Here is a 12,195-nt window from a genome sequence, read left to right on the forward strand (position 1 = left end):
CGGTCAGCCTGCCGCAGGCGGCTGTGAGACGACACGCGGTGCCGCGTAGAGGTGTTCACCCACACGCCTGACCAGGCGTGCCATCTCGTAGGCGACCAGGCCGATGTCGGCGGTGGCGGCCGTGAGGACGGCGAGGCAGGAGCCGTCGCCGGCGGAGACCACGAAGAGGAAGGCGTCGTCCAGCTCCACCATGGTCTGGCGGACGCCGCCCGCGCCGAAGTGGCGGCCCGTGCCCTTGGCCAGGCTGTTGAAGCCGGAGGCGACGGCGGCGAGGTGCTCGGCGTCGTCACGGCCGAGACCGGTGGAGGCCCCGACCGCGAGGCCGTCGTTGGACAGCACGACGGCATGGCGGACTTCGCCCACGCGCCTGACGAGGTCGTCCAGGAGCCAGTCGAGTTCGCCGGATCGCTGGCTCGCGGTCGTGTTCGGCTCCTGGATCATGCCGGTTCTCCTTCGGTGCTGTCGCTGCCCGTCGTGGGCGCCGGTGCGGCGAGGCCGGGGCGGCGGCCGCCGCCGCGCACCCAGCCGTCGCGGTAGGCCGCCATGCGGTCCCGCACGATTTCGGGGGTGCGCCCCTCGTCGTCGGGTGTTTCGGGTTCCTCTGCCGGCTCGTCGGGACGCTCCTTGCGGAGCTGGGGCGCGAGGCTGGCCTGCCGCACGCGGCGCGGGAGGTCGTCCGAGGATGCGGAGTCGGTGGGCGGGCGGTGGGGCCTCAAGGTGCTGACTCCGGGAGGCGGTGGGTCGGGTACGGGGTCGGCGGGGGGCGGGACGGTGGCGGCCAGGGCGGGCCGCTCGGTCTGGGTGGTCACCGCGGCCGGGGCCGGCGCCTCGGGCACGCGCGCGAATTCGCGTTCCGGTTCCCGCGGGACCGGGGGTTCCTCGGCGGGTTGCTCCGGGGCTCCTTGGTGGACCAGGGCGGTGGGCAGCAGCACGACCGCGGTGGTGCCGCCGTAGGGGGAGGTGCGCAGGTGCACCTTGATGCCCTGGCGGGCCGCGAGCCGGCTGACCACGAAGAGGCCGAGGCGGTCGCTGTCGAAGAGGTCGAGCGCCCCGGACTGTTCGATGCGCCGGTTGGCCTCCACGAGCGTGTCGGCACTCATGCCGAGGCCCCGGTCCTCGACCTCGATGACATAGCCGTTGCCGACCGGTTCGCCGGACACGCGCACGCGCGTGTGGGGCGGCGAGAACTGGGCCGCGTTCTCGACCAGTTCCGCGAGCAGGTGGGTGAGGTCGGCGACGGCCGCCCCGATGACGGCCGCTTCGGGGAGCTGGCGGACCTCGACGCGCGCGTAGTCCTCGATCTCGGAGACGGCCGCGCGGACGACATTGGTCAGGGACACCGGCATGCGCCAGGCCCGGCCGGGTGCCGCCCCGGAGAGGATGATCAGACTTTCGGCGTGGCGCCGCATGCGCGTGGTGAGGTGGTCGAGCCGGAACAGGTCGCTCAGCTCGTTCGGGTCGTCGGAGCGGCGCTCCATGCTGTCCAGCAGGCTGAGCTGGCGGTGGACCAGCACCTGGCTGCGCCGGGCGAGGTTGACGAAGACTCCGGAGATACCGCTGGCGAGTTCGGCGCGCTCCACGGCGGCGTGCAGGGCGGCCCGGTGCACGGTCGTCAGGGCCTCCGCCACCTGCCCGGTCTCGTCCTCGGCGGGTGGTCCGGCGGGTGCCTCGGCCCGGATGTCGATCTCCGCACCGGCGCGGAGTTTTCGCATGGCCGCCGGAAGTTTACGGCGGGCGATCTCCAGAGCGTCGTTGCGCAGACTCACCAGCTCGACCACGAGCGCGCGTCCGATCCGGACCGAGATCACGAGCGACGCCACGACCGCGGCCAGACCGAAGAGCACGGCGGCGCCGGCCGGGCTCAGCACGCCGTGCGTGAACGGGTCGGCGCGGCCCGCGACCGCCCGGCTCGTGTCCGCCGCGATGGTGCTCATGTCGCTCTGCACGCGCGCGTGGGCGGCGGCCCACGGCGAACCGGGCGCCGTGTCGACGGCTTTGGCGCCGGAACCGGCGGCCAGAACGCGGTCCTCGGCCGCCGTGAGGGCGAGATAGGCGCTGCCGTGGGCGACACGGTTCCAGGCGGCGCGCTGGGCCGCTGGCAGGTCGGCGACGGCGACCTGGGTCAGGGCGCGCCGGTTGGCGACGGCACCGTCCAGCAGAAGGGCACGCCGGCCACGGAGCATGTCGTCGGGGCGGGTGCTGCCGAGAACGGCGTTCTCCTGGGCCAGCGCTTCGGCCGCCCGGGAGAATTCGAGCAGCACGCGCGCGTCGGACCCGACATCGGCCCGCTGGATGCCTGAGAGGGCTCCGTCCACGGCGAAGGCGGCATCGATGGTCCGGGAATACCGGTCGTACGCGGTCGCCCAGTCCGTCTCATGGCCCAGCACGGAGGTGCGCAGGGTACGGAGCCGCTCGACGCCGTCGACGAAGCTCGCCAGGCGGTTGCCGATGCCCGCGGGGAGCTGCTGGCCGGCGGCGACGGTGCTGTCGTCGCCCAGCCGCAGCTTCGCCACCGCCCGGTCGGTGGTGGACGCGAGGCCGCGCAGTTCGCTCCCGCGTGCCGCGTCCGGTCCGGCGGCGTAGCGCACGGCGGCGGCCCGTTCGGCCTGCAGCGCGGCGACGGCGGCCGCGACGGGCGTACGCAGCTCGGCGTCGACGCGCTGGGACTGGCGCAGCTTGGACACGTCCTGCGCGGTGGTCACTGTGGCGTACGCCCACAGCGCGAGGAGTGAGACCACCGGCACCATCAGCAGGCAGACCACCTTGGCGCGCACGGTGCGGGGGCGCATGTGCCAGCGACTCGTGCGCGGGGGCGCGTAGTCCGGCGCCATGTCGAGGTACGCCTCGGGGCCCTCGTCGGCCGGGGGTCCGGCGTGTGCGCGCCGGCCGCGTGGCGGTGTCGGGGACTGCGCCGGTGGTCCGGCCTTCGGGGTGCTACGGGGTGGGCGCATGGCCTCCTCGCTCGGGCAGTGGGTCGGGGCTCTCGGGCCGGGCTTCCGCTAGTGGGCGGCGCCCTCGACGGGCCGTTGGGCGGTGGCGGACGCCTGACGCTCGTCCGCCGAGGGCGAGAGGGCGACGAAGGCCGAGGTGATGAAGAGGTAGGAGCCGAGGCCCACGGCGAGCGGGAAGATGAACTGCATGGCCGTGGCTCCCGGCAGGGTCGCGCCGGAGGGGTCGACGTGGACGCTCACGGCGAACATGCCGCTGTAGTGCATGCTGCTGACGGCCGCGCCCATGACGAGGGAGGCGAGCGTGACCGCCAGCGGGGACTTGATGTTCAGGCCCGCCCAGAGCGCCGCCGTCGCGGCGACCACCGCGATCACGATCGACAGTCCGACGAGTACGGGGTCGTAGCTCACGTTCCCGTGCAGCCGGACCGCGGCCATGCCGAGGTAGTGCATGCTGGCGACGCCGAGACCGGTGGTGAGGCCGCCGAGCAGGAGGGCGCGGCTGCGGTCCTTGCTGTAGCCGACGGCGAAGACGCCCGCGCACACGACGACCATGGCGACGACGAGGCTCAGGATCGTCAGCGGCACGTCGTAGCGGATGTCGGTGCCGTTGACGCGGAAGCCGAGCATCGCAACGAAGTGCATGGTCCAGATGCCGGTCCCGATCGCCGAGGCGGCCGTGATCAGCCAGTTGCGACGGGCCCGGCCGGTCGTCGCCAGCGCGCGCACGGTGCAGCGCAGGCCGAGTGCGGCGCCGATGCAGGCCATCGCATACGAGAGCGCCGGGGTGAGCCAGCCGAAGGCCGCGTGGTCAAGGTGTCCCATGGGCCACGGACGCTAGCCGGGGCTGGGGCGTACATAGGGGGCGCGTTTCGAAAGCTGTCACAACATGACACAGCGGGTGTCCGAACATGACGTGGAGGTGCGGTGAACGGACCGCATCGCGGCCTATCCCTGTGCGTGCGGCGTCAGCGGGGATGGTGAGAGATCATCGGAGTATGAGTGACGACCACACGCACGTCCAGGAGTTCTTCACCGCGCGGGCGGCCGGCTGGGACGACAAGTTTCCCGACGACGGACCCGCCTACTCGGCGGCGGTGTCCGAGATGGGACTGGACGCGGGCGACCGGGTGCTGGACGCGGGGTGCGGCACGGGACGCGCACTCCCGCCGCTGCGCGCCGCCGTGGGGTCGTCCGGGACAGTGATCGGAGCCGATCTCACGCCGGCCATGCTGGAGGCCGCCTCGCAGGCAGGGCGCGGCCGGGCGGGGACCCTGCTGCTGGCCGACGTCACCGCCCTTCCCCTGCGGACGGAGACCCTGGACGCCGTTTTCGCGGCAGGGCTGATCGCCCACCTACCCGAGCCGGGCGAGAACCTGCGCGAACTGGCCCGCGTGGTGCGGCCCGGAGGAACGCTGGCCCTGTTCCACCCCATCGGCCGGGCCGCGTTGGCCGCGCGCCAAGGCCGGCAGCTCACACCCGACGACTTGCGGGCCGAGGCCAACCTGGGTCCGCTCCTGGCGCGTTCCGGGTGGCGCATGACGTCGTACGTCGACGACCCCGGCTACTTCCTCACGCTGGCGGTGCGCGAGTCCTGAACCCGGACCGAGTGCGACGGTTCGCCTCAGTCCACCGCGTCGGTCATGTTCACCTGCCTCACCGGGCAGCCGCCCATCCCCTGCACCGGCCGCGTGCCGAGGTCCGCGGTGCGATAGCCGTTGGGGTAGCTCTTGATCTCCCAGTTCTGGCGGGCGAAGTGCGGCGCACGGCGCGGTGGGAGCAGCCTGACGAGCCGTCCCCGGAACCTGACGGCGCGGCGCACCAGGGAGGCGGCGGTCGCGCTCGGCGCTTCGTAGCGGAAGGCGCGCAGCAGGGGCTCGTCGAGGAGCGAGAGCGTCACCGTCCTCAACAGCGGTGCGAGCGGGCGCGGGTACCAGGAGACCATGAGGTCGAGCGTCGCGTCGGACACCTGCCGGGACCGCTGGTCCCACGCGAAGTGGTCCCTCTCGTAGGCGTCGAGGAGAGCCTCGAACTCCTCGAACGTCTCCGGGATGCCGGGGATGCCCATGTGGCGGCCGAGGGTGCGGTAGTACTCGGTGGTGGCGACGATCTCGTGCCGGGACAGCCGCCGCCAGCCGTAGGTGTCGATCCAGCGTCTGGGCATCACGACGAAGGTCGAGAGCACGTACCGCATGTCGTCGTCGCTGATGTCGTAGCTGCGGTGCATCCGGTTGATGCGCCGGATCGCGGTACGGCCCTCCCGGGCGGCGAAGCCGTGCTCGACGACGGCGTCGAGCAGCAGGGCGGTGTCGTCGTACCGCCGCTGTGAGCGCTCGGTCAGCTCCGCCGTCTCCGCGAGCAGCCGGCCGATGCTGGGGACGGCGTAGGTGCGGTAAAGAGCCAGCTCCAGCGCGCGCGTGTAGTCCCAGGGGAATTCGAACGCGACGCTGAGCCGGTAGATCTCCGGGGCGTCGGCGACCGGGTCCATCCGTCTGATCTGGTCGAGCCGCTTGAAGCGCTTCACCGTGAGGTCCCCTTCTGCCGACGGAATTTCCACTCTACTTTGAGTGACGAGACATGTGTGATGAGCGAGCCCCGGACCAAGACGGCTCCCACCGAGCAGAAGCCGCGTGGATACAACACGGGAAGGGGGCGTTTCGCCCCTGTCCGGCAGGAAAACCGCAGCTCCGCCCGGTGCGTGGAGCCGTGACAAGCCTCTCCCACGGGCACTAGGGTGCGCGCCGACGGACGAACCACTGGGGAGGCTGAGATGGCCGGGTCGGACGATGCACCCGTGGCTGCCGCGGACGAGGCGCTGTACGTGTTGACGGCGGTGCTGCTGACACCGGCGCAGTTCCCGAGCCTGCTCGGTGACGACTATCCGGCGGCCTGCGCGACGCTGGGGCTCACCCCGCTCGACGAGGGCTACGGCCTGGTTCTCGGGCAGGACGGAGCCGGAGCCCGGTGGACGGCCGTCATCGACGACGTGTCCCTGGTCGCCGTGGCGATCGCTTCCTGGGACTGCGGCATGGAGTACGAGCTGTCGCCCGACGAGCACACGCTCGTGGCGGCGCTGCCCGGCTGGCCCCTGGCGCTGACCGTCGCCGCACCAGATGTACCGGCCCCGCACGACCCGGACACCGAGGCGACGGACCCACCCCCGCTCACCCCGCCCGACACCAGCAGCTGGGGACCGGCGCAGCGGAGGCTCGGCGCCGACGAGATAGCGCTCCAGTGGGCCGAGTGGCGCGGCCGGCTCGACGACGCCGACGTCCTGCCGAACACCCAGGATTACGCTCCCGAGGCATCCGCCCCGAAGGCCGAAGCAGCACCGGAGACCGAGCCAGAAGACGCAGCCGAGCCCGGCCGCCCCAGTGTCCGGCAGGTACTCGCGGAAGCGCGGGCCTACATCGACGCTCCGCCGCCCCTCGGACGTGTCCGCTCCTCCTTCGCCCCCGGAGACGCACGGACGCTGCGCGCCGACGGCCCCGGCTGGTCGATCGTGGCCCGCACCGACGACATCGCGTTCATCCTGCTCGACACGGAACCCGGCGAGGTCATCCCCGTGGGACGGGGCCCGGAACTCCCCAGCCTGCTGGAAGGGCTGGACAAGATCGCCGTACGTCCCCTGTGACTCCGCGCGCAGCGTCACCCAGGGTGCGTCAGCGGCCTATCTCCTTGCGTGTCACCCGGCGCAGCCTGCGCCGCTGCGAGGGGTCCAGCGTCAGGTACGCGGCGGCGGGCACGCCCACCACGATCAGCAGCGCGACCCACCAGGGCAGCCAGATCAGCAGGATCAGCCCGACCGCCACGCCACCTACGGCGATCTTCGCGTTTCTCGACATGAAATCCGCCTCCTCCGTCACGACCCGCTGCCGCTCTCTGCATGGGAAACGGTCCCGAGGGCCTCACGGTTCCGGCCTCCACCCCTGAGACATCCCCGATACCCGACCCTGAGGAACCCCTGAGACCCGGGTGAAAGGGGCTTCACGGAAGTCACGTGACCAGCCCCGGCGGGCCGGTCACGCGCGATCCCGTCAGCCGCGGGCGCCGAGCAGGTGGTCCATCGCCAGCTGGTCGAGCCGCTCGAAGGCCATGCCCCGCGCGGCGGCGGAGTCGACGTCGAAGTCCTCGAAGGCCGAGCTGTCGGCCAGCAGGGCGTCGAGGCCGTCGGCGGCCGTGGGCTGGGCCAGCTCGTCCAGCCGCGACGCGCGCAGCGCCTCCTGCACCTCCGGGTCGGCGCGGAACGCGGCCGCGCGGTCCTTCAGGATGAGGTAGTTCCGCATGCAGCCGGCGGCCGACGCCCAGACACCGTCGAGGTCCTCGGTGCGCGGCGGCTTGAAGTCGAAGTGCCGGGGCCCCTCGTAGCCGGCGCTCTCCAGGAGGTCGACGAGCCAGAAGGCGGCCCGGAGGTCACCGGCTCCGAAGCGCAGGTCCTGGTCGTACTTGATGCCCGACTGGCCGTTGAGGTCGATGTGGAAGAGCTTGTCCGCCCACAGCGCCTGAGCGATGCCGTGCGGGAAGTTGAGCCCGGCCATCTGCTCGTGCCCGACCTCGGGGTTGACGCCGTACAGCTCCGGGCGCTCCAGCCGCTCGATGAAGGCGAGGGCGTGGCCGACGGTGGGGAGCAGGATGTCGCCGCGCGGCTCGTTCGGCTTGGGTTCGATGGCGAAGCGGAGGTCGTAGCCCTGGGCGGTGACGTACTCGCCGAGGAGGTCGAACGCCTCCTTCATGCGGTCCAGGGCCGCCCGGACGTCCTTCGCGCCCCCGGACTCGGCGCCTTCGCGGCCGCCCCACGCGACATAGGTCTTGGCGCCCAGTTCGGCGGCGAGGTCGATGTTGCGGATCGTCTTGCGGAGGGCGTAGCGGCGCACGTCGCGGTCGTTGGCGGTGAACGCGCCGTCCTTGAAGACGGGGTGGGTGAAGAGATTGGTGGTCGCCATCGGCACGGCCATGCCGGTCGCGTCCAGGGCCTGGCGGAAGCGCTTGATGTGCGACTCGCGCTCGGTCTCGGAGGCGCCGAACGGGATCAGGTCGTCGTCGTGGAAGGTCACGCCGTGGGCGCCGAGCTCGGCCAGGCGCTGGACCGACTCGACCGGGTCGAGGGCGCGGCGGGTGGCGTCGCCGAACGGGTCCCTCCCCTGCCAGCCGACGGTCCACAGGCCGAAGGTGAACTTGTCCTCGGGGGTGGGCTGGTAGTTCATGCCGCGGCTCCTTGGTGCGTGAGACTATTTCGTCATGGCCGTTTACAAATTAGTATGCGAAGGCGCCTCTGGGAAGAGACCAGATGTTTCCGACGCCGGGGCGCCATCGATGAACGGCGTCGCTGCCGGTCGATGACGCCGCGGAAGAGGGAGAGCCCGATGTCAGCAGCCGAGGGTCCGCTCGTCGTCGGTGTGGACACGTCCACCCAGTCCACGAAGGCACTGGTCGTCGACGCGTCCACCGGACGGGTGGTGGCGAGCGGCCAGGCCGCGCACACGGTGACCTCGGGCGCGGGACGGGAGAGCGATCCGCGTCAGTGGTGGGACGCGCTGTGCGAGGCGCTGCGTCAGTGCGGCGACGCGGCGCACGAGGCGGCGGCGGTGTCGATCGGCGGCCAGCAGCACGGCCTGGTCACGCTGGACGCGCACGGCGAGCCGGTGCGTCCCGCGCTGCTCTGGAACGACGTCCGGTCGGCGCCTCAGGCCCGCCGTCTCGTGGAGGAGTTGGGCGGCCCGGACGCCTGGGCGGAGCGCACGGGCAGCGTGCCGGGCGCGTCGTTCACGGTGAGCAAGTGGGCGTGGCTGGCTGAGCACGAGCCGGACGCGGTCCGCGCCACCAGGGCCGTGCGTCTCCCCCACGACTACCTCACCGAACGTCTCACCGGCCTCGGCACGACCGACCGCGGCGACGTCTCCGGCACCGGCTGGTGGGCGTCCACGACCGAGTCCTACGACGAGGAGACCTTGGCGCACGTGGGACTCGACCCCGCGCTGCTGCCCCGGGTGGTGCGGCCCGGCGAGGTGGCCGGCACCGTGCGCGACGGACATGACCTGCCGTTCTCCAAGGGCACGCTGGTGGCGCCGGGTACCGGGGACAACGCCGCCGCCGCGCTGGGCCTGGGCCTGCGTCCCGGCACTCCGGTACTCAGCCTCGGTACGTCGGGCACCGTGTACGCCGTCTCCAAGCGCCGCCCCACCGACCCGACCGGCACGGTGGCGGGTTTCGCCGACGCGCACGGCGACTGGCTGCCGCTGGCCTGCACCCTGAACTGCACCCTCGCCGTGGACCGGGTCGCGGCCCTGCTGGGGCTCGACCGGGAGGCCGTGGAACCCGGCACCTCGGTCACCCTGCTGCCGTATCTCGACGGTGAGCGCACCCCCAACCTGCCCCACGCCTCGGGTCTGCTGCACGGACTCCGCCATGACACGACCGGCGGCCAGGTGCTCCAGGCCGCCTACGACGGCGCGGTGCACTCCCTGCTCGGCGCCCTCGATCTGGTTCTGGACGAGGACGCCGACCGCACCGCTCCCCTGCTGCTGATCGGCGGCGGCGCACGCGGCACGGCCTGGCAGGAGACGGTGCGCCGGCTGTCGGGGCGGCCGGTACAGATCCCCGAAGCGAAGGAACTCGTCGCGCTCGGTGCGGCCGCGCAGGCCGCGGGACTGCTGACCGGCGAGGACCCGGCAGCCGTCGCCCGCCGCTGGAACACGACGGAGGGACGGGTCCTGGACGCCGTGGAACGGGACGAGGAAGCCCTGAACCGGATCGCCGGGGTAGTCTCCGACGCGTCCCCGCTGCTGGAGCGGGGTACGGACTCCCTCTGACCCCCGCCGCCGGGTCACCGAGAGGGTCGCGCACAAGGCCCGGTGGCGAGCGACCACAGCGCCAGGACCACGGACACCGAGGATCGACGGAGGCATGACCGCACCGCCGCACGACAGCCGACCGACGGGGAACGGACGCACCCTGCCGGACACCCAGCAGGGCATGCGGCGCCGCAACCTGGCACGGGTCATGCACGCCGTCAGCTCGGACGGCCCGCTGTCGCGCGCCACGGTCGCCTCGCGCATCGGCCTCACGCGGGCGGCCGTGTCGTCCCTCGTGGACGAGCTGATCCGCTGGGACCTGCTGGAGGAACTGGGTCCCGAACGACCGAGCCGGGTGGGACGACCCGGCTCCGCGCTCGCGGTGAGCGGGCGCGGGCCTGCGGGGATCGGGGCGGAGATCGGCGTGGATCACCTGGCCGTGTGCGCGGTCGACCTGCGGGGCACGGTCCGGGCGCGGGCCGTGCGACGCGGAGCGAACCGTGGGCGCTCCCCCGAATCCGTGGCCGAGGAACTGACCTCGCTACTCCAGCAGGTCACGGCCGAGGTGGAGAAGGACGGGCTGTGGGTCGCCGGACTCGCGGTCGCCGTCCCCGGGCTGATCGCCCGCGACGGCCGTACGGTCGTACGCGCCCCCAACCTCGGCTGGCACGACACCGACCTCGGCGGCGTGCTGCCGGGCGAGGTGCCGCTGACCGTGGACAACGAGGCCAACTTCGGTGCGCTGGCGGAGCTGTGGCTCGGTGACGGGACACCGGGCGACTTCCTCCATGTGTCTGCGGAAATCGGCATCGGTGCGGCGATCGTCGTGGACGGTCAGTTGCTGCGGGGCACCCGTGGCTTCGCCGGAGAGCTGGGCCATGTCCCGGTCCGGCCGGACGGTCCCCCCTGTCCGTGCGGCGGTCGCGGCTGTCTGGAGCAGTACGCCGGTGAGGAGGCCGTACTGCGGGCGGCCGGGATCGAACCCCGCGAGGACGTGGTGGGAGTGCTCTCGGAGCGGGCCGACGCGGGCGACGAGGAGGTGCGCACGGCGCTGGGTGAAGCGGGTACGGCACTCGGTATCGCCCTGACCGGGGCGGTCAATCTCCTGGACCCAGACACGGTCGTCCTGGGTGGCGCGCTGGCGGCCCTCTCGCCATGGCTTCTCCCCTCTCTGCAACGTGAGCTGCGCTGTCGCACAGCCGGGCCGGCATGTCCGGTGGCGGTCTCCGAGCTGGGGCCGGAGGGTCCGCTGCTCGGCGCCGCGCATTCGGTGGTACGGGCCGTGCTGGACGATCCGGCGATGGTGGCGGAACGGCCCTGACACTTCGGCCGATGCCCGCGGCGGAAGCCCGCCACGCTCACCGCCGCCCGAAGTCCCTCGAACGGGTGGCCGACTTATCCACAAAGCGCCGGTTGTCCACGGACTCGGCGCACACCCTTCTGCCCAACTCCCCCGCGCCGTACCGTGATTCACGCGAGCCGCAACCGCCGGACCGTAGAGGCGGAAGCGCAGGCCGCCACACGTGCTGAGCGCCATCTGACACATGCATCGGGGGATACATGTACGCGAATTCGACCGGCGTACGACGCCACAACCGACACCACCACGACCATTCCCGGCTCCCGCTGACCGGAGCTGACACTGTGTCGGTCATACGTGCAGGGCTCCACCGATCCGGACGCGCACCCCGCCGTACAGACGCACCCGCACACGCTCACACCCTGCGTACCCACGTCCTCATCTGCCGCATCACGCACGGCAGATGACACTCACAGCGCTGAAGGGCAGCCGACGATGGAGATGAACCAGCCCCGTACCCACCTCACCCGACGTGGCGTCCTCAAGGGCGCGGCACTCGCCGCTGTCCCCTACGCCCTCCTGCCCGGCCCCCAGGCTGCCGCGCAGGCGGCGGTCGACTACCCGCCCGGCGAATGGCAACCCGCGAGCAGCGGCAACTACACGGTGTCCAGCCGGCCGGCGGCCTACAAGATCGATCGGGTGATCCTCCATGTCACCCAGGAGACCTACACAAACACGCTGGCCATCTTCCGGAACACCGGCAAGAAGGTGTCCGCGCACTACCTCGTGCGCTCGGCGGACGGTCATGTCGCCCAGTGCGTCCGGGAAGCGGACGTCGCCTGGCACGCGGGCGACTGGGGCTACAACACCCGGAGCATCGGCATCGAGCACGAGGGCTGGGTGGACCAGCCGGCCTACTTCACGAACGCGCTCTACGAGCAGTCCGCGAGACTGACGGCAGCGGTGTGCGACAAGTACGGCATCCCGAAGGACCGGGAACACATCATCGGCCACTACCAGGTGCCCGGCACCGACCACACCGATCCGGGGGTGAACTGGGACTGGGTCCGCTACATCAGACTCGTCAATTTCTCCTGACCTCACGTCGGCCCGGTTGTCCGCAGCGGAACCGCGCGTGACGATGGCCCAGTTGATT

At 72.0% G+C, this 12,195-nt stretch carries 11 protein-coding genes; 5 read left to right on the top strand and 6 right to left on the bottom strand.

Features of this window, described 5'->3' with window-relative positions:
- Window positions 1-3: 3 nt before the first annotated feature.
- Genes D0Z67_RS02590 through D0Z67_RS02600 form a run of 3 tightly spaced genes read right to left on the bottom strand, consistent with a single transcriptional unit; the run spans window position 4 to window position 3,773 of the window.
- The gene (locus D0Z67_RS02590) at window positions 4-441 is read right to left on the bottom strand and encodes a roadblock/LC7 domain-containing protein (protein WP_031180288.1); all 438 of its coding nucleotides are present in this window, start codon (window positions 439-441) and stop codon (window positions 4-6) included.
- Entirely contained in the window at window positions 438-2,951 is a 2,514-nt protein-coding gene (locus tag D0Z67_RS02595; protein WP_031180287.1) for a sensor histidine kinase, read from the bottom strand. Before D0Z67_RS02595 ends, D0Z67_RS02590 begins: the two co-directional genes overlap by 4 nt.
- A gap of 48 nt (window positions 2,952-2,999) precedes the next feature.
- Window positions 3,000-3,773, bottom strand: a complete 774-nt coding sequence (locus D0Z67_RS02600; protein WP_031180286.1) for an MHYT domain-containing protein — start codon at window positions 3,771-3,773, stop codon at window positions 3,000-3,002.
- Between the two features lie 173 nt (window positions 3,774-3,946).
- Here D0Z67_RS02600 and D0Z67_RS02605 point away from each other — a divergent pair, with 173 nt between their 5' ends.
- Window positions 3,947-4,546 (top strand): class I SAM-dependent methyltransferase, encoded by a 600-nt coding sequence (locus D0Z67_RS02605; protein WP_031180285.1) that lies wholly within the window; start codon window positions 3,947-3,949, stop codon window positions 4,544-4,546.
- Between the two features lie 26 nt (window positions 4,547-4,572).
- Here the strand turns inward: D0Z67_RS02605 and D0Z67_RS02610 are convergent, their stop codons facing one another.
- The gene (locus D0Z67_RS02610) at window positions 4,573-5,472 is read right to left on the bottom strand and encodes an oxygenase MpaB family protein (protein WP_031180284.1); all 900 of its coding nucleotides are present in this window, start codon (window positions 5,470-5,472) and stop codon (window positions 4,573-4,575) included.
- A 246-nt stretch (window positions 5,473-5,718) separates the two neighbouring features.
- On the opposite strand from D0Z67_RS02610, the gene D0Z67_RS02615 reads away from it, so the two are divergent.
- Entirely contained in the window at window positions 5,719-6,582 is an 864-nt protein-coding gene (locus D0Z67_RS02615) for a hypothetical protein (RefSeq protein ID WP_031180283.1), read from the top strand.
- A gap of 28 nt (window positions 6,583-6,610) precedes the next feature.
- Here the strand turns inward: D0Z67_RS02615 and D0Z67_RS02620 are convergent, their stop codons facing one another.
- Together D0Z67_RS02620 and xylA are read right to left on the bottom strand one after the other, a co-directional pair.
- On the bottom strand, window positions 6,611-6,793 hold the full coding sequence (locus D0Z67_RS02620; RefSeq protein ID WP_031180282.1) for a hypothetical protein: 183 nt from the start codon (window positions 6,791-6,793) through the stop codon (window positions 6,611-6,613).
- 192 nt (window positions 6,794-6,985) lie between these two features.
- Window positions 6,986-8,152, bottom strand: a complete 1,167-nt coding sequence (gene xylA / locus D0Z67_RS02625) for a xylose isomerase (protein ID WP_031180281.1) — start codon at window positions 8,150-8,152, stop codon at window positions 6,986-6,988.
- Window positions 8,153-8,311: 159 nt separating this feature from the next.
- Here xylA and xylB point away from each other — a divergent pair, with 159 nt between their 5' ends.
- From xylB to D0Z67_RS02640, 3 genes are all read left to right on the top strand, one after another.
- Window positions 8,312-9,757 (top strand): xylulokinase, encoded by a 1,446-nt coding sequence (gene xylB / locus D0Z67_RS02630; RefSeq protein ID WP_031180280.1) that lies wholly within the window; start codon window positions 8,312-8,314, stop codon window positions 9,755-9,757.
- Between the two features lie 94 nt (window positions 9,758-9,851).
- Window positions 9,852-11,060: an ROK family transcriptional regulator gene (locus D0Z67_RS02635; protein WP_031180279.1), complete on the top strand. Its 1,209-nt coding sequence runs from the start codon at window positions 9,852-9,854 to the stop codon at window positions 11,058-11,060.
- 480 nt (window positions 11,061-11,540) lie between these two features.
- Entirely contained in the window at window positions 11,541-12,137 is a 597-nt protein-coding gene (locus tag D0Z67_RS02640) for an N-acetylmuramoyl-L-alanine amidase (RefSeq protein WP_199812153.1), read from the top strand.
- Window positions 12,138-12,195: the final 58 nt, after the last annotated feature.

Origin of the sequence: Streptomyces seoulensis, from assembly GCF_004328625.1 — a bacterium.
Classification (GTDB): domain Bacteria; phylum Actinomycetota; class Actinomycetes; order Streptomycetales; family Streptomycetaceae; genus Streptomyces; species Streptomyces seoulensis.

Excerpts from the sequence above, each read along its gene's own strand:
- D0Z67_RS02595 (WP_031180287.1), bottom strand. The coding sequence starts at position 2,951 with ATGCGCCCACCCCGTAGCACCCCGAAGGCCGGACCACCGGCGCAGTCC.
- D0Z67_RS02605 (WP_031180285.1), top strand. The coding sequence starts at position 3,947 with ATGAGTGACGACCACACGCACGTCCAGGAGTTCTTCACCGCGCGGGCG.
- D0Z67_RS02620 (WP_031180282.1), bottom strand. The coding sequence starts at position 6,793 with ATGTCGAGAAACGCGAAGATCGCCGTAGGTGGCGTGGCGGTCGGGCTG.
- D0Z67_RS02600 (WP_031180286.1), bottom strand. The coding sequence starts at position 3,773 with ATGGGACACCTTGACCACGCGGCCTTCGGCTGGCTCACCCCGGCGCTC.
- D0Z67_RS02640 (WP_199812153.1), top strand. The coding sequence starts at position 11,541 with ATGAACCAGCCCCGTACCCACCTCACCCGACGTGGCGTCCTCAAGGGC.
- xylA (WP_031180281.1), bottom strand. The coding sequence starts at position 8,152 with ATGAACTACCAGCCCACCCCCGAGGACAAGTTCACCTTCGGCCTGTGG.
- D0Z67_RS02590 (WP_031180288.1), bottom strand. The coding sequence starts at position 441 with ATGATCCAGGAGCCGAACACGACCGCGAGCCAGCGATCCGGCGAACTC.
- xylB (WP_031180280.1), top strand. The coding sequence starts at position 8,312 with ATGTCAGCAGCCGAGGGTCCGCTCGTCGTCGGTGTGGACACGTCCACC.
- D0Z67_RS02635 (WP_031180279.1), top strand. The coding sequence starts at position 9,852 with ATGACCGCACCGCCGCACGACAGCCGACCGACGGGGAACGGACGCACC.
- D0Z67_RS02615 (WP_031180283.1), top strand. The coding sequence starts at position 5,719 with ATGGCCGGGTCGGACGATGCACCCGTGGCTGCCGCGGACGAGGCGCTG.